Source organism: Flagellimonas meishanensis (genome assembly GCF_019880545.1).
In the GTDB taxonomy this organism is placed as follows: Bacteria; Bacteroidota; Bacteroidia; order Flavobacteriales; family Flavobacteriaceae; genus Flagellimonas; species Flagellimonas meishanensis.
This window is the reverse complement of sequence record NZ_JAINVW010000003.1, coordinates 1,249,140-1,266,495: the sequence shown is the minus strand read 5'-3', so window position 1 is coordinate 1,266,495 and position 17,356 is coordinate 1,249,140. Positions and strand designations below refer to the sequence as shown.

Here is a 17,356-nt window from a genome sequence, read left to right as displayed (position 1 = left end):
TGAAAGGAACGGAGGCAAGAGGAAAATCTAACCCGATAATCTACTAGTTAAGAAAGCTGTATTATGGATTTTAATGGCTTTTTTGTTGAATTTTGACCTCCTTATTTCACGCTTTGTTTTCCACAGTTTTTTGTTGATAACTTAGGGGGTTTAAAAGGCTCCAACTGCCTAATTTCATAGGGTATTCCTTATATTTGTAGGATTTGAAAATTTCAAGGCAAATACAGTAGATATATGAGCGAAGAAGCTAAAAAAGACCAATATTCCGCGGATAGTATCCAGGCTTTGGAGGGCATGGAGCACGTGCGCATGCGACCATCCATGTATATTGGGGATGTAGGGCCCAGGGGACTGCACCATTTGGTGTACGAAGTGGTCGACAACTCCATCGACGAGGCCATGGGAGGGCACTGCGATTCCATTGAAGTGATCATCAACGAGGACAACTCCATTACCACCAAGGACAATGGTAGGGGGATACCCGTGGGATTGCACAAAAAGGAAGGTGTCTCTGCCTTGGAAGTGGTCATGACCAAAATAGGTGCCGGCGGAAAATTTGATAAGGACTCCTATAAGGTTTCCGGTGGATTGCACGGAGTAGGTGTTTCCTGCGTAAATGCATTGTCCAGCCATTTAAAGGCAACAGTTTATCGAGAAGGTAAGATTTGGGAACAGGAATATGCACGGGGCAAGACCTTATATCCAGTAAAAAGTGTTGGGGACAGTACTGAAACTGGAACCGTGGTCACATTTACCCCGGACGATACCATATTTACCCAAACCACCGAATATAACTATGAAACCTTGGCCAATAGGATGCGGGAACTATCCTATTTGAACAAAGGAGTGACCATAACGCTTACCGATAAGCGCAATAAGGATGAAAAGGGGGAGTTTGTTTCCGAAACCTTCTATTCCGAAGAGGGGCTTAAGGAATTTATACGCTTTTTGGATGGGAACCGGGAATCGCTCATCCAGAGTGTCATCTCCATGGAAGGGGAGAAAAACGGTATTCCCGTAGAGGTTGCCATGGTATACAATACTGGCTATACCGAAAACCTGCATTCCTATGTGAACAACATCAATACCCACGAAGGGGGGACACATCTTTCCGGTTTCAGAAGAGGTTTGACCACAACATTAAAAAAGTATGCGGACAATTCTGGGCTTCTGGACAAGTTGAAGTTTGAAATTGCTGGGGATGATTTCCGTGAGGGATTGACTGCCATCGTTTCAGTAAAGGTAGCCGAGCCCCAGTTTGAGGGGCAGACCAAGACCAAGCTTGGAAACAGGGAGGTGACCAGCGCTGTTAGTCAAGCCGTTTCAGAAATGTTGACCGATTATTTGGAGGAACATCCGGATGATGCCAAACAAATCGTTGAGAAAGTGAAATTGGCGGCCCAGGCACGACATGCGGCTGCGAAGGCCCGGGAAATGGTCCAGCGGAAAAACCCCATGGGCGGGGGCGGACTTCCGGGAAAACTGTCCGATTGTGCTGACCAGAACCCGGAAAATTGCGAAATCTTCCTTGTTGAGGGTGACTCGGCGGGAGGTACGGCCAAAATGGGCCGTGACCGTAATTTCCAGGCCATTTTACCTTTGAGGGGTAAAATTTTGAATGTGGAAAAGGCCATGCAGCACAAAGTCTTCGAAAATGAGGAGATCAAAAACATGTATACCGCTCTGGGTGTGACCATTGGAACCGAAGAGGACAGCAAGGCACTGAACCTTGAAAAATTAAGATACCACAAAGTCATCATCATGTGTGATGCCGATGTGGATGGAAGCCATATTGAAACCCTGATTCTAACCTTTTTCTTCCGGTACATGCGGGAACTGATTGAAAATGGGCATGTCTACATAGCCACGCCACCGTTATATTTGGTCAAAAAAGGCACCAAAAGGAGATATGCTTGGAATGATAAGGAACGCGATGAGATTGTGGAATCCATGAACGGGGGAGCAGGCATTCAACGGTATAAAGGTTTGGGTGAAATGAACGCCGAACAATTGTGGGACACCACCATGAATCCGGAATTCAGGACACTAAGGAAGGTTAGCATTGACAATGCAACCGAATCTGACCGAATCTTCTCCATGTTGATGGGCGATGAGGTGCCTCCGAGACGTGAGTTTATAGAGAAAAATGCCGTCTATGCCAACATAGATGCATAGATAACAGCTGTTTCACAACAAAAACTCGCTCCAAAAGGGCGAGTTTTTTAGTTTTAGGAAAAATTTTACAAGATGAGAAGAATAGTGCTTTTGTTTGCAGTGCTTACGATTAGTGTGGGCAAGGCCCAAGATTTGAACGATCTGTTCGTTTCTGGCCTTAACGATGCGGAACGATTTGCCAATGCCTATCTGGCTCCTGTTTCGGAGGCAGGGATCTACAGCATTTCCAACGGTTGGTACAATACCGCCGATGCCAAACCCTTGGGCGGATTTGAAATATCCATTGTGGGAAATATAACGGGGTTCAAAAACAAGGAGGATAAAAAATCCTTCATTCTGGATCCCAACGATTATGAAAATCTGGACTTTGTGGACAATCCTGGTCAAGCAAGACCGGTCGCCACAGCTTTGGGAGATATTGAGGGAGTAAACGTGTTTGTCGGCGAAGGCCCTTTAAGAGAGGAATTTACCCTGCCAACAGGACTCGCTTCTGAAGATTTCAATTTTGTGCCCTCTGGATACATCCAAGCAGCAGTGGGGCTTGTAAAAGGGTTGGAGGTAAAAGCCCGTTTTTTGCCCAAGATCAAGTTTGATGATGACGCAAAAATTGGCCTTTTTGGTGCAGGTATCCAATATGAGTTTACCAAACTGCTTCCTGCGGACAAAGTTTTGCCAGTGGCTATATCCGCGGTGATCGGGTACACCAATTTATCCGGAGATTATGATTTCACCGATTCAGGAGTGATAGATGGAAGTGACCAGAGTATTGATGCTACCTTTAAAACATGGAATTTTAGCGCAGTTGTGTCCACCAAGTTACCTGTGATCAATTTCTATGGAGGTCTTGGCTACATTACCGGAAAGTCGGATATCGATTTGCTTGGGGACTATATCGTCACCACCGGGCCCTTTCAGACCACCTATACAGATCCTTTTACAGTTTCATCAGATGCCAGTGGAGTTTCTGCGAATTTGGGAACCAAGCTCAAACTGGGTTTCTTTAGATTGAATGCCGAGTACAACATTTCCGAGTTCAGCACATTCACATTCGGACTGAACTTTGGATTTAGATAAAAATAGCGCCACCCACATACTGACCAACCATAAAGAAGGCCCCATCGAAAGTTGGGGCCTCCTATTTTCATAAGTGTGCCTTCACATTACTCCCTGGTGGCGAAGACAGAACCATTGTCCAGGGTCAACTTTTCAGGAGCTTCGTTTTGCTCTAGGCTCACGGTTACATCCGGAACCTGTGGATCACCAAAGATGATGGTGTAGACACCATTTTCCTCGGACCATTTAAAATCAGTGTAAAAATCTAATTTGGAATTGGAATAACTTTGATATCTACCCAGGTACACATCGTTAAAAATCCATTCCTCTCGGATATTGCTTGTGTTTTTGTTGGCATCTGTGGAGACATTGTTCCTTACCCAGATACCCAAGATGGGATCGTTGTTTTCCGGAACGCTTGTACAATTGCTTACTGCCACAATGGAAATGATGCATAACAATGAAAAGAGCTTTTTCATGTTTAAGTAGGTTAAAACAGGATTTGGGACTATTATAACGAAAATTCAAACCTGTTTATTGTGCAAAAATGAAAGTACAATGGTCATTTTTGGACTTACTTCTTTCTCCGTCATCAAAATGTCCGCTTCCCAGATAGATTTCTTTTAAAACAGATGGCCTAGAAAATGGAAAATGTCAGGTTTTTTCTGCCCTAAATGCCTTATTTTTGGTCCACTAAAAATAAAACCCATAAAAATGAAAGTTACCGTAGTTGGAGCAGGCGCAGTTGGAGCTAGCTGTGCCGAATACATAGCAATGAAAAATTTTGCATCCGAAGTTGTTTTGTTGGACATTAAGGAAGGATATGCCGAAGGGAAGGCCATGGATTTGATGCAGACCGCATCACTCAATGGGTTCGACACCAAAATTTCCGGGACAACAGGCGATTATTCCAAAACAGCGGGCAGCGATATTGCGGTGATCACCTCTGGAATCCCAAGAAAACCAGGGATGACACGGGAAGAGCTCATAGGGATAAATGCAGGGATTGTTAAGGATGTCTCTTCCAATCTATTGAAACATTCGCCCAACACCATCATCATTGTGGTAAGCAATCCCATGGACACCATGACGTATCTGGTCCACAAGAGCACCGATATCCCTAAAAACAGGATCATTGGTATGGGAGGAGCTTTGGATAGCGCCCGTTTCAAATACCGATTGGCAGAAGCTTTGGGAGCTCCAATCTCCGATGTGGATGGTATGGTGGTAGGTGGTCATAGCGATACGGGAATGGTCCCATTGATTGGGCACGCTACAAGAAACAGTGTAAAAGTGTCCGAGTTCCTTTCCGAAGAAAAAATGCAATGGGTGGTAGAGGAAACCAAAGTGGGCGGTGCCACATTGACCAAGTTGTTGGGCACCAGTGCCTGGTACGCACCGGGAGCGGCAGTTTCTAGCTTGGTTCAGGCCATTGCCTGCGATCAAAAGAAAATGTTCCCCTGCTCCACCTTTTTGGAAGGGGAATATGGGTTGGACGACATTTGTATTGGAGTACCCGTTGTTTTGGGTAAAAATGGCATCGAAAAAGTGGTTGAAATAGAGCTTAGCGATGCGGAAAAGGCCAAAATGCAGGAAAGTGCCGAAGGAGTGAGGAAAACCAACGGACTTCTTCAGGTATAAGAACCAAATAGAAGTTTCAAAATTGTCATTTCGCGCGAAGCGGGAAATCCCATGATTTGGATTTCCCATCCTTCAGATTCGAAATGACATTTTTATTTTAACACTTCAACCATAGGTGCCAATTGCAATTCCCTCAATTTCTATTGGCAAATCTTATCGGAAATGATATATTTGCACGCTGTTTAAAAAAACTTCTAAAAATTTAATAATCAATGCAAAATAAAGGACTTATAAGGCTTTTTGCGCTCCTTTTTGGTTTGGTGAGCATCTATCAGCTATCCTACACGTTCATCACAGGTAAGCTGGAAAAAGATGCAGAGGCCTACGCCATCAACCAAATTTCGGAAGCAGAGGAAGACTATGTGGGAAAGCGCGAAGCTTTAGAGGCGTCGTACTTGGATTCCATTGGAAGTAACCCTGTACTGGGTTTCACCAGCTATGAAGATGCCAAGAAGAAAGAGTTGAACAAAGGTCTTGACCTTAAGGGAGGTATCAATGTCACCCTGCAGATTTCCGTTAAGGACATCCTTAAAGGGCTGGCAAATAATTCCAAGAATCCGGTTTTCAACAGGGCACTGGCCGATGCGGACAATGCTTCCAAAAACAGTGATGATACCTATCTGAACCTTTTCTTCGATGCTTTTGACAACATAAAAGGAGACACCAAGCTGGCCTCTCCCGATATTTTTGCAAATAAAGGACTTAGTGACGACATCAATTTTCAAATGACCGATGATGAGGTAAAGCCAATCATCAGAAGAAAGATTGATGAGTCCATCGTTTCCGCATTCGAGGTGCTTCGTGAGCGTATTGATGGTTTCGGGGTGACCCAACCCAACATCCAACGGGAAGGAAATTCAGGCCGTATTTTGGTGGAATTGCCAGGGGCCAGGGATATCGCAAGGGCACAGGAACTGCTTTCCAGCACCGCACAGTTGGAGTTTTGGGAAACCTATCCCCAAAGCAACCAAAATTTAGGCGCTTTCTTGGTCAACGCCAATGAAAGATTGAAAGATATTTTGGAGCCAGTCGAGCAAGAGGAAGCCGTAAAACCAGAATCGGAAATCGACTCTTTGCTTTCCGATGTGGCTCAGGATTCTTTGGACTTGGCACCCGAAACAAACCCCTTGTTGGGCAAATTGATTCCTGCCAATCCGGGGAGTCATGCCATTGCAAGGGCGTTGGTGACCGATACCGCCGAAATAGGAGGCTATCTGCGTATGCCAGAAATCAAAAGATTGTTGTCCAACGACGTACAATTCACCAAATTTCTATGGGAACGACCTGCCAAGGATTCTGAAGTAGCCGAGCTGTACGCCCTAAAATCCAATAGGGAAGGAGAACCAAGAATAAGCGGTGACGTGGTCTCGGATGCACAGGACACCTTTGACCAGTTCAACAAGCCTGCGGTGAGCATGACCATGAATACCCGAGGGGCCAAGGAATGGGAAAAGCTTACTGGTGATGCATACACCAATCAGACCGGAATTGCCATTGTTCTGGACAATAAAGTATACACAGCCCCTGGTGTTTCCTCAGGACCCATATCCGGAGGGCGCTCTGAAATCACAGGGACCTTCACCATTAACGAGACCAAAGATGTTGCCAACGTATTGCGGGCAGGTAAACTTCCCGCCTCTGCGGAGATAATCCAATCCGAAGTTGTTGGCCCTTCGTTGGGGCAAGAGGCCATTGACAGTGGCTTTATGTCCTTCTTGATCGCCATGGCCTTTGTGTTGCTCTGGATGATTTTCTACTATGGAAAAGCTGGGATTTTTGCCGATATCGCTTTGGTGTTCAACATCTTGTTGATTTTTGGGGTGTTGACCAGTCTGGGAGCTGTTTTGACACTACCAGGTATCGCAGGTATTGTGTTGACTATAGGCATGTCAGTGGATGCGAATGTGCTTATTTTTGAACGTATCAAGGAAGAATTGGCGCGTGGCAAGGGCAAGGCACAGGCTGTGGCCGATGGTTTCAGCAATGCACTTTCCTCTATTTTGGATGCCAATATTACAACTGGTCTTACCGCGATTATCCTGTTCATATTTGGTTCAGGTCCCATCAAAGGATTTGCCACTACCTTGTTGATAGGTATTGTTACTTCCCTGTTCACGGCCATTTTCGTGACCCGACTTATGGTGGATACCTACTTGAGCAAAAAAGGACGAACCTTGGATTTCTCTACTGGGTTGACAAAAAATCTGTTCAAAAACTTGAACTTCAACTTTTTGTCATGGCGTAAGTTTGCCTACATCCTTTCCGGAGTTTTGGTTGCAGTGAGCATCTTTTCACTGTTTACAACCGGACTACAACAAGGGGTTGATTTTGTTGGAGGACGTTCTTACCAAATTCGCTTTGAAAAGGCAGTCAGTCCTTCAGAAATCGCCTCCGAGTTGAACACCGTTTTTGGAAGTGGCACCAATGTGAAGACTTTTGGGGACGCCAATCAGATAAAAGTGACCACACCGTACAAGGTGGATGCCGAAGGCATTGAGGTGGACAATGAAATTCAGACCAAATTGTATAACTCTTTACAAAAGTACTTGCCCGACGGCACTTCTTTTGAGGATTTTACCGTTGGAGCATCGGATAAATCCATCGGGATTCTTCAATCCGTGAAAGTGGGGCCAACCATAGCCGATGACATTAAGAAGAATGCCTTTTTGGCCATCATTGGTTCCTTGGCCGTGGTATTCCTATACATCTTGTTGCGATTTAGGAAATGGCAATTCTCTTTGGGCGCCGTAGTGGCTGTTTTCCATGATGTAATGATTGTTTTGGGTATTTTCTCCCTTACAGGGAAGATCATGCCATTCAACATGGAGATTGATCAAGCCTTCATTGCGGCCATTTTGACGGTTATTGGGTACTCCTTGAACGATACTGTGGTAGTGTTTGACCGTATCCGTGAAATCGTCGGATTAAAAGGCTGGAAAGCTGGCGAGAATATAAATCAGGCGTTGAACAGCACCTTGAGCAGAACCTTGAACACCTCGTTGACCACCTTGATCGTACTTTTGGCCATTTTCATCTTTGGAGGAGAAAGCCTAAGAGGATTCATGTTTGCCATGATTGTGGGTGTTATAGTAGGAACGTATTCGTCCGTGTTTATCGCCACCCCGATTATGTTCGATAGTCTTAAGAATAAAGTTGCCCCTGCGACAGCGTAGTGTTGTCCAGATCAATAAGAACTCAAAACCTCCCAAATCATTGGGAGGTTTTTTTATGGAGAAAGATTTCGTCGATGAGTTCTATGGCTTGGTCTTGTGTAAGGACTGCAAAGTTCTTGTAACGACGGTGGACATCAACGATTTCATCCAAGGCTTTTTTCACCAGTTCCTCGTTTTCCCAGGTAAGAAGTGCCCCAACAACCTTCCTGAGACATCCCTTTTTGTATGAAATCTGTCCCAGAACGTGGATCAGTGTATTTCTGACCCTTGCTGTTGGATCGTGCTGCAATTGCCTTAGTAAAGGAAGAATGTCCTCCGGATGCGTCCGTCCCCTTAACTCTATGCCATGACAGATTTCCCTCCTGACCTCCTTATCAGGGTGGTCAAGATACTTTTTCGCCCATTCCAGAACAGGTTCATGGTTTTTTTGGCCCATTTTTTTGATAGAGCCTATCACTGCATTTCGCACACTGTGATGTTCATCGAAGAGTCCCAGGTCAAAGAGGTGTTCCACAACCTTAAAATCTGTTTTTCCCAGTTCCCCAGCCGCATTAACCGTGGTTTGTCTTATTTTCTCAGAATCGGATTTCATCAGGGTGTTCAATAAGGACACAATTTCGGACTTGTCCAGATGCTCGTCTTTTTCAATTTTGCCAATGGCCTGATATGCAGCTTTCCTCACATAGGTGTCCTCATCTGAAAACAAAGTTTGAATCGCATCGGAACTTCCTTCCTTTAGATCCTTTACTATTTCAGACTCAATACGGCTCACCAACCTGGCTCGCTCTTCTTTGGAAAGATCATAGAATCCCATTGCTACGGCAAATCAAATTATTTCGATGGAAGCGACATTACGTACTCATATCCTTTTTGCAAATAAGCTCCCAATGTTTCCAGGTCAGACAATAAAATATCGGGAACAAGCACATATTCCTTCATCACGGCACCATAGGAGGTAAATGGTTTTGCACCATATTTGGCATCAAACGCCGAAGTATCCGTCTTGGAAAGGCGTATGCCCAATTGGGCATCCTTGTTCAGTTGGGAAAACATATAGCCATTGGCCGAGGTATAGGGCATGGTCTTGCCCTTAAGCTCAAATCCGGAATTCTTGCCTATGGCTTCCTTATACAGTTCCAAAACTTCTTCTCGCGTCATTATTTCAATGGGTTTTTGATTGGCCCAAAAAATTGAGAACAGACAAATATAATGATCCGTAAGCCTTGCAATCTTCAATTTTGGCTTCTGGTTTTACCTTGATTTTTGATGGTTGAACCGCTTTTTTACAAGGAGTTATAAGATAACAAAAAAACAAAAGACTAAACGGAACAAGAAAACTTCAGTTCAAATGCGCTGCGACATATTGGTTCCTAAAGATTTTGAACAAATACAACTTTTCCGACAGAACCGGTCTTCGCCATGCTCAGTTGGTAAATAAAATGTGGATTTAATCCAGTCTCCATTCTATGTGAAACATAGATGAGAGCCGTATCACTTTCATTGGCAATTTTGTTCACAAGGGCTACAAAAAAAGCTGCACTTTTATCATCCAATCCCGCTGTGGGCTCATCAAGAATGAGCAAGGGGGGATGCTTTATCATGGCCCTTGCGGTCATGACCAAGCGTTTTTCCCCGGGGCTCAAATTTTTGAAGAGATCATCTTTTTTATCCTTGAGTCGCAATAGGGTTAACCATTGTTGGGCCAATTGTTTTTCTACATCCGAAGGTTGAACATATAGCCCAATGGAATCATGCAATCCAGAAATGATCATATTCTCGAGCGTATGGTATCCTCTAAACTTGTCCATCATGGCCGGGGTGAAGTAACCAATATTTTCCTTGAGATCCCAAACACTTTCGCCGCTACCCTTTTTCTGACCGAAAATGGTCAAATCCTGCCCATATCCTTTATGGCTATCTCCGGTAATCATGGATAATAAGGTTGTTTTGCCGCTGCCATTTGGACCCATTAATTGCCAGAATTCACCCCGTTTGATGGTCCAGTTGATGCTGTGCAACACCTGTCGACCATCAAATTGAACGGACACATTCCGAAAAAGGACAAGTTCTGGATATATTGCCTCGGTAATTTCCAATGGGGGAGGAATGGCCCCTGAAAATGTAATCTTGTCATATTGGTTTTCCTTCAGAAAAGCCTCTTGGGAGGCATAGGGAATCAAATTTTTACCATCGAGTTTAAAAAAATCCGTGGTCATGGGCAAAATGTCTTCCAATCGACTTACCAACTGAACCAAAATCTTTGATTTGGAAATGGAGCTAAGCTCATGACGTAAAAGGGATTGGGATTCCACATCGAGGTTATCAAATGGATTTACGAGCACCAAAAAATCGGGATCTTGAGCCATCAAATACTGCAGCAGCGCCTTTTTTTGTTCCCCACTGCTCATGGTTTTAAGCGGTTGATGTGTGTTTCGGGTCAAGATCTTGATGTCGTGCCTTTCCTCCTCATCCATAAAACGCTCAATTTCTGACCGGGCAAACAGCATCCCTTTTCTATTGGCAAGCATTTCGCAACCTGACACCGGTTGATTTTTTAAGAACTTTTGGACCAGGTCCTGGGTCTTGGAGGTGTTGTTGATAAGGATGGCAATGTGTCTGGTGTTTGACATATGTTGAAAAATGCGCAAGCTTATGGAAAATACAGAATTATCTGTGATTAACCCTAAAAATGTGAACGGGATTGTCCCTGTAGGTCGTGGTTTTGTCCAGGTGCATACCATTTTTCAGGGCCACTTTTTGAGATGGAATGTTGTCCACATGGATGATGGAGATCAACGATGGAGCAAAATTGTTGCTGAAGGCATACTCCTTACATTTTTTAGCGGCTTCCAAGGCAAATCCCTTTAGGCGATGTTCAGGCATTATGGAATAACCTATCTCCAACTCTAGGATGCCATCCACCTCTTGAACCAACAAACCACAAATTCCGATGAGTTTTTCGGTTTCCTTATGTATAAGCGCGTTCATGCCACCAAGGTCATTCTCGTAGCGTTCAAAGATGCGGTCAAATTGTTGTTGACAGGCTTCAACCGGGTTTTTTGGGAGTCCTTCCCAAAACTGCGTAGAGGTGGGATCATGGAAAAATGGCAACCATGCATCAAAGTCCGAAAGTTTCATTTTTCGGAAAAGCAATCGTTCCGAGGATTCATTATGGAGAAGGTACTTGGGCATTATTGTTTGGTGAATGCTATGCTATCGCCAACTTGCAATCCCAATTTATCCGAAAGTCCGGCATTGGTTTCGAGCACATATTTCACGGGAACCTGGGAGGAAAGTCCGTTTTCGTCAAAAGGTTTGGCATTTTTCTGAAAGCTGGCAATTTTGAGGTTCTCATCAACATATATGATATCCAAGGGGAACTCGGTATTTTTCATATAGAAGGAATGCATCGCCACATCTGGAAAAATGAACAACATGGCCTGATTCTGCTCCATGGATTGACGGTACATCAATCCCGTTTGGGTTTCATAATCCGATTCTGCTATTTCAATATCAAAGGAAGTGATCAGGGAATCCGTTACCGACTTATAAATCCGCAAATCGCCTTCCTTGGTAAAGGAAATGGCTTCGGTTTTGATTTCCTTTTTGGATTCCGTTTTGCAGGATGATGCCAGCACCAAAAGCATCAAACTTGCCAGAAGCATTGCATTTTTCATTGGATTATGCCTTTTTGGGTTGCGGTTTGAACATAAAATACAATCCAATGCCAATCATGGGCAGACTCAGCCATTGCCCCGTGGAAAGCAGCCCAAGTGACTCTTCAAATCCTCCTTGGCTCTTTTTGAAATATTCCACAAAAAACCGAACGGTGAACAGAAGCACCATGAAAAACCCAAAGAGATATCCGGTTTTGTCTTTCTTATCCGTTTTCCAGTACAAAAGATACAGGGCAACAAAGACAAAAATATAGCAAATGGCCTCGTATAACTGTGCTGGATGCCTATAGGGAATGGATTCCAAAATACTGGTGAATTCAGGATTGTGCTCAATGGCTTTGTAAGCAGCGTTTTCTGTGTTTTCCTTGGTCAGGGCCATGGCTTTATACCCTGGCATGTCGTCGGAATCACGGATAAAGCGCGTGGCCAAAAAATAGGACTTGTCAACAACCTTTCCATTTATTTCGGAGTTGAAAAAATTCCCAAATCGGACGAAGGCCGCACCGATTGCTGTGGGGACCACCATTCGGTCCAATACCCATAGCATACTGATATCTTCCCATTTTCGGGAATAGAGCCAAACCCCGATGATAGCGGCAATGGTTGCTCCATGGCTCGCCAAACCGGTGAAACCTGTAAACTCGTATCCATTGATGATACCAAATAGGTTTCCGCCCGCACTTTCACGAATCGGAAGCAAAATTTCCAACATGTGGTTTTGGTAATAATCCCAATCATAAAAGAACACATGGCCCAATCGTGCGCCCAACATAATGGAAACCACACCATAAATGAACAGGGAATCCAACTTATCCATGGATTTTTTTTCATTTTGGAAGATTCGCTTCATAATGTACCAACCCAAAATAAAAGCTGCTATCCATAGCAGGTTGTAATACTTAATCTGAATAAACCCTAATTTGAAAAGTGTTCCTTCTGGGTTCCAATCAAAGCCAAGAAAATACATTCAATAAATTTTGGACTAAGATAATTATTTAGATGTAATGGGTTGTTGGGGAAAGGTTAAAGGTTAAGGGTGAAAAAAGATGGCAGTAGGTAAAAATGAAAAGCGGAAAGCAGGCAATTGGTTTTTATTTGGAATGCCTAAACCATAAGTTGGTTTTGTGCCTGAGCCTGAGCTTTGGTTTTAAACTTCCTACGGTACTGGATCATAACCTTTACCTCCCCACGGATTACAGCTAAAAATTCGTTTAATGGATAACCATCCTCCTTTAAAAAGGCCATGCTTTTTGAGGGCTTCCAGTGTGTAGGCGGAGCATGTGGGGGAATACCGGCAAGTGGATGGGGTATACGGCGAAATAAGAAGTTGATAGGCCCGAACAAGGAAAACAAAAGGGGCAATCAGTACTTTTCTAAGTCCCGAGGTCTTGGTCGCTTCCCCGTTTTTCATGGTTTTAGTTTATGCTGAACGTAGTCCCGTCCTTGCCGTCCTTGATCTGGACGCCGAGGGCATTCAGTTCATCCCGAATTTTGTCAGAAGTATCAAAGTCTTTGTTGGCCCTGGCACGATTGCGCAGTTCTATCAACAATTCCATGACCCCATCAAGCACTTTGGAATCGTCTTTTCCTGCCGATTGGTTTTCAATACCGAGCACATCATAGACAAAGGCATGCATAGTGTCTTGCAACAATGCTTTATCTTCTTTAGCGATCTTTTCCTTGGCTTCCTTGATTAGGTTGATGTGTTTCACGGCATCAAAAAGATGGGCGATAAGTACCGGGGTATTGAAATCATCGTTCATGGCATCGTAGCAGTTCTTTCGCCAAGTCTTGACATCAAAATCTGATTTGTCAGCCGTTTTGAGGCGCTCTAGGCTCCCCATGGCCTCCATCAATCGTTGGTATCCTTTTTCCGAGGCTTGAAGCGCATCATCGCTAAGATCCAAAATGCTGGTGTAGTGGGCCTGCATCATAAAAAACCGGACGACGGATGGCGCATAGGCCTTGCTCAAAATATCATTTTCGCCACTGATGATTTCAGCTGGATAAATATTGTTACCAGTGGATTTGGACATTTTTTTTCCGTTCAATGTCAACATATTGGCATGCAGCCAATACTTAACGGGGGATTTGCCAGTACTGGCCTCGGCTTGGGCGATTTCGCATTCGTGGTGCGGAAATTTCAGGTCCATACCACCACCATGAATATCGAAGTGTTCACCCAAGTATTTGGTGCTCATGGCGGTACATTCCAAATGCCATCCAGGGAAACCGTCGCCCCAAGGGGAGGGCCATCGCATAATGTGCTGTGGCTCGGCTTTTTTCCAAAGGGCAAAATCCTGGGGATTTCTTTTTTCGTCCTGTGCGGTGAGCTCACGGGTATTGGCGATCATATCCTCCAACTTTCTCCCGCTCAGCTTGCCATATTCGTTGTGTTCGTTGAATTTGACCACATCAAAATATACCGAACCATTGACTTCGTAGGCGTAACCTTTGGTTAGAATTTCCTTAATGATCTCTATTTGCTCGATGATATGGCCTGTGGCGGTAGGCTCTATGCTCGGGGGCAACAGATTGAATTTTTGCAAGGTGTTATGGAAATCCACGGTGTAGCGTTGCACCACTTCCATGGGTTCTATTTTCTCCAATTTTGCTTTTTTGGCAATCTTGTCCTCGCCCTCATCGGCATCATTCTCCAAGTGCCCGGCATCGGTAATGTTTCGAACATAACGAACCTTATAGCCCAAATGCTTAAGGTACCGGAAAATCATATCAAACGACATGAAAGTGCGACAGTTGCCCAAATGCACATTGCTGTAAACCGTAGGTCCACAAACATACATGCCCACATAACCAGCATTTATAGGTTCAAAAACCTCTTTTTTTCCTGAAAGTGAATTGTGTACTCTAAGGGTTTGGTTCTTGTACAATTGCATGAAAAAAGTCGATTAAAACTCGGTGTCAAGGTTGATGTAGTCCAAAAACTCCCTTCGGGTGGCCTCTTCCTTGAACTTACCACCATATTCGGCGGTGACCGTGCTGCTTTCAATATCACGTATTCCACGTGAATTTACACAGAGATGCTTTGCATCGATTACACAGGCAACGTCCTCCGTGCCCAATACCTGTTGCAGCTCTTTTACAATTTGGATATTCATTCGTTCCTGAACCTGGGGACGCTTGGCAAAATAATCCACGATCCGGTTCATTTTGGAAAGTCCCACCACGGTCCCATTTGAAATATAGGCAATGTGTGCACGTCCGATTATTGGAAGTAGGTGATGTTCACAGGTGGAGTACACCACAATGTTCTTCTCTACCAACATTTCACCATATTTGTACTTGTTCTCAAAGGTGGATGGTTCGGGTCTTCTTTTGGGATGCAGTCCTCCAAAAATTTCCTTAACATACATTTTGGCCACCCGTTTCGGTGTGCCACCAAGGCTGTCATCATCCAAATCCAGCCCAAGGGTGAGCATGATTTCCCGGACACTGTTTTGGATTCGCTCAATTTTCTCTTCGTCGCTCAATACAAAGGCATCTTTGCGCATTGGGGTTTCCGTGGATGAACCCACATGGTCGTTTCCCCTTTCTTCGTGCTGCTCTTCCAAGGCCCGTTCTAGTTTCATTGCTGTTGATTCAAGACAGCAAAGATATACATTAATGCACTATTTAACATCTTCTATCCCCCGTTTGACAACATAAATTATTGTTAAGGCATGGAGTGCGGTATTTTTATCCTACCCAAAATCTATCAATCTCATACTGTGAAGTTCTTGGTCAAATTCCTATTGCTATGCTTGCTTGGTCCTGCCGTTTATTCACAGGTTACCTTTGATTGTGGGAATGCAGTTCCCATTTGCAGCAATACGCCGATAAATGGCGGCTCCACTGGCTTTGGGATTGATGATTTTGCCGGCACCACATCCAGCGGATGCTTGGAACAGACCACCTCCGGAAGCATAGAGTCCAACTCAGCATGGTATCGCTTTAGAACGGCCGCATCCGGACAATTGGGCTTCAACATTGGCCATAACAGTTCCGAGGATTGGGATTTTGCTTTGTACCAAACGAGCGATTGCAGCAATCTGGGAGACCCTGTCCGATGTAATTTTTTTGACAATAGCGAAGGAAAAAGTTTCATAGGGGTGGGAGAGGACCCCACTGGGGATATGGACTCGGTGCATTATGAGGATTGGCTGCAGGTTAACGCTGGGGAAGATTATATCCTATTCATCAATAATTTCAGTAACGTAAATTCAGGCTTTTCCATTCAGTTTACCGGAGATATTTGGACCATGAACCCCAATACGGCGCTGGATTGTTCCATTGTAAGCAATCTTTTGGGCCCTCCCGTTGCCGCTTGTGAGAACGATACGGTGGTTTTGGATGCCACAACCTCTGGGGCCATTGCCTATGCATGGTATCGGGATGACGGGAGTGGTTTTCAAAACATATCGGGACAGACCGGGGCAACGCTTAATGTGTCCAATTCAAGTGTATACCGCGTACAAGTAACCACCCCAACAGAAAGTATCATCAGTGAGGTACAGGTTGGGTTCAACGCCATGCCGATAACGGGTGTAGTCTCCGATGAGGCCTTTTGCTTGCTTCCCGGTGATTCTTTTGACCTGGAAACCAAGGATTGGGAAGCATTGGGTGGCCAAAGTGCCCAAGAATTTATGGTAAGTTACCACGTTTCACAGGTTGATGCCGATGCGGGCATAAATGCATTGCCCAAGCTGTATATAAAAAGCCCAGGGCAGGAAACCATTTATATAAGGACCACATCCATGGCAAATCCCAACTGCTATGATGCCTCGATAGCGTTTCTTTTGACGGGAGTGGAAACCCCGATACTGACATTCGGGGATCAAGCGACCTATTGTGAGGGTTCTGTAGGGGTTATCATAGGCGAAACACTGCCCAATCCCAATTACAGTTATAGTTGGAGTACTGGGGAGCAAACCCCCAATATTACGGTTTCACAAGATGGACAATATACGATTACTGTGAGTCATAGCTCACAGGGCATTGTTTGTGAGAGCAGTATGGATATCAACGTAATCAATTCCCGGCCGCCGGTGATAGAGGAAATTGAAATTGATGATCTTAAGGCCAACAATACGGTGACAGTGCACACGGTTGAGGATCATGAATACGAGTATCAGTTAAATGATGGTGATTTTCAAACGACCAACAGGTTTAGTGACGTTCCTGCCGGTGTCCATACCGTTACCATAAGGGACCCCTACGGTTGTGGTGAACTTACGGAAGACATTGTGGTTGTTGGATTTCCAGCTATTTTTTCGCCCAATGGGGATGTGCTCAATGAAAGCTGGCATATTGAGGGCCTTTCGGAACTCAACGCCCCCATTGTCACCATTTATGACCGATATGGAAAACTGATCGCCCAAATGACCGAGTTCAATGCTGGATGGGATGGCAACTTTAATGGGAAACCCCTTCCCTCAACCGATTATTGGTTCAAACTTTCCTATTTGGATAATGACGGTAACAGGGTGTTTGCAAAGTATCTACAGAGCCATTTTTCCCTGCGTCGTTAAAACGGAAATGTATTTCATCGATTAGCGGTGCGATTTTTCCGTTGAAACATACTAAAATGGGAATATAGAGAGTTATAAGAGTTAGATTATAGCATAACCCTTAGCCCCA

15 protein-coding genes are annotated in these 17,356 nt (G+C 44.5%); 5 read left to right on the top strand and 10 right to left on the bottom strand.

All coding sequences use genetic code 11. From position 1 onward, the window contains the following. Positions 1 to 234: 234 nt before the first annotated feature. Positions 235 to 2,175 (top strand): DNA topoisomerase (ATP-hydrolyzing) subunit B, encoded by a 1,941-nt coding sequence (gyrB, locus tag K7G75_RS13785; RefSeq protein WP_222984819.1) that lies wholly within the window; start codon positions 235 to 237, stop codon positions 2,173 to 2,175. A 72-nt stretch (positions 2,176 to 2,247) separates the two neighbouring features. After that, the gene (locus tag K7G75_RS13780) at positions 2,248 to 3,249 is read left to right on the top strand and encodes a DUF6588 family protein (RefSeq protein ID WP_222984818.1); all 1,002 of its coding nucleotides are present in this window, start codon (positions 2,248 to 2,250) and stop codon (positions 3,247 to 3,249) included. Positions 3,250 to 3,335: 86 nt separating this feature from the next. Here the strand turns inward: K7G75_RS13780 and K7G75_RS13775 are convergent, their stop codons facing one another. Then, positions 3,336 to 3,707 carry a hypothetical protein gene (locus K7G75_RS13775; RefSeq protein ID WP_222984817.1) on the bottom strand — a complete coding sequence of 124 codons (372 nt, stop codon included), beginning with the start codon at positions 3,705 to 3,707 and terminating at the stop codon, positions 3,336 to 3,338. 235 nt (positions 3,708 to 3,942) lie between these two features. Between K7G75_RS13775 and mdh the strand changes: the two genes are divergently transcribed. After that, positions 3,943 to 4,869: a malate dehydrogenase gene (gene mdh, locus K7G75_RS13770; RefSeq protein WP_222984816.1), complete on the top strand. Its 927-nt coding sequence runs from the start codon at positions 3,943 to 3,945 to the stop codon at positions 4,867 to 4,869. Between the two features lie 212 nt (positions 4,870 to 5,081). Further along, positions 5,082 to 8,042, top strand: coding sequence for a protein translocase subunit SecDF (gene secDF / locus K7G75_RS13765; protein WP_222984815.1), 2,961 nt, complete (start codon positions 5,082 to 5,084; stop codon positions 8,040 to 8,042). A 37-nt stretch (positions 8,043 to 8,079) separates the two neighbouring features. Here the strand turns inward: secDF and K7G75_RS13760 are convergent, their stop codons facing one another. The 9 genes from K7G75_RS13760 to folE form a co-directional block, all read right to left on the bottom strand. Next, complete coding sequence (locus K7G75_RS13760) at positions 8,080 to 8,856, bottom strand: HEAT repeat domain-containing protein (protein ID WP_222984814.1); 777 nt, start codon at positions 8,854 to 8,856, stop codon at positions 8,080 to 8,082. Between the two features lie 17 nt (positions 8,857 to 8,873). After that, entirely contained in the window at positions 8,874 to 9,200 is a 327-nt protein-coding gene (locus K7G75_RS13755) for a hypothetical protein (RefSeq protein WP_222984813.1), read from the bottom strand. 212 nt (positions 9,201 to 9,412) lie between these two features. Next, positions 9,413 to 10,672 carry an ATP-binding cassette domain-containing protein gene (locus K7G75_RS13750; protein ID WP_222984812.1) on the bottom strand — a complete coding sequence of 420 codons (1,260 nt, stop codon included), beginning with the start codon at positions 10,670 to 10,672 and terminating at the stop codon, positions 9,413 to 9,415. Positions 10,673 to 10,709: 37 nt separating this feature from the next. Then, the gene (locus K7G75_RS13745) at positions 10,710 to 11,234 is read right to left on the bottom strand and encodes a GNAT family N-acetyltransferase (protein ID WP_222984811.1); all 525 of its coding nucleotides are present in this window, start codon (positions 11,232 to 11,234) and stop codon (positions 10,710 to 10,712) included. Continuing rightward, complete coding sequence (locus K7G75_RS13740) at positions 11,234 to 11,719, bottom strand: DUF192 domain-containing protein (protein WP_222984810.1); 486 nt, start codon at positions 11,717 to 11,719, stop codon at positions 11,234 to 11,236. Before K7G75_RS13740 ends, K7G75_RS13745 begins: the two co-directional genes overlap by 1 nt. 4 nt (positions 11,720 to 11,723) lie before the next feature. Beyond that, a complete protein-coding gene (gene lgt, locus K7G75_RS13735; RefSeq protein WP_222984809.1) occupies positions 11,724 to 12,686 on the bottom strand; it encodes a prolipoprotein diacylglyceryl transferase in 963 nt (320 codons plus the stop codon). A 189-nt stretch (positions 12,687 to 12,875) separates the two neighbouring features. Then, positions 12,876 to 13,130, bottom strand: a complete 255-nt coding sequence (gene yidD, locus K7G75_RS13730; RefSeq protein WP_222984808.1) for a membrane protein insertion efficiency factor YidD — start codon at positions 13,128 to 13,130, stop codon at positions 12,876 to 12,878. 4 nt (positions 13,131 to 13,134) lie between these two features. Then, positions 13,135 to 14,616 (bottom strand): cysteine--tRNA ligase, encoded by a 1,482-nt coding sequence (cysS, locus tag K7G75_RS13725; protein ID WP_222984807.1) that lies wholly within the window; start codon positions 14,614 to 14,616, stop codon positions 13,135 to 13,137. Between the two features lie 12 nt (positions 14,617 to 14,628). Further along, the gene (gene folE / locus K7G75_RS13720) at positions 14,629 to 15,309 is read right to left on the bottom strand and encodes a GTP cyclohydrolase I FolE (protein WP_222984806.1); all 681 of its coding nucleotides are present in this window, start codon (positions 15,307 to 15,309) and stop codon (positions 14,629 to 14,631) included. Between the two features lie 138 nt (positions 15,310 to 15,447). Between folE and K7G75_RS13715 the strand changes: the two genes are divergently transcribed. Beyond that, the gene (locus tag K7G75_RS13715) at positions 15,448 to 17,247 is read left to right on the top strand and encodes a T9SS type B sorting domain-containing protein (RefSeq protein WP_313777846.1); all 1,800 of its coding nucleotides are present in this window, start codon (positions 15,448 to 15,450) and stop codon (positions 17,245 to 17,247) included. Positions 17,248 to 17,356 lie beyond the last annotated feature (109 nt).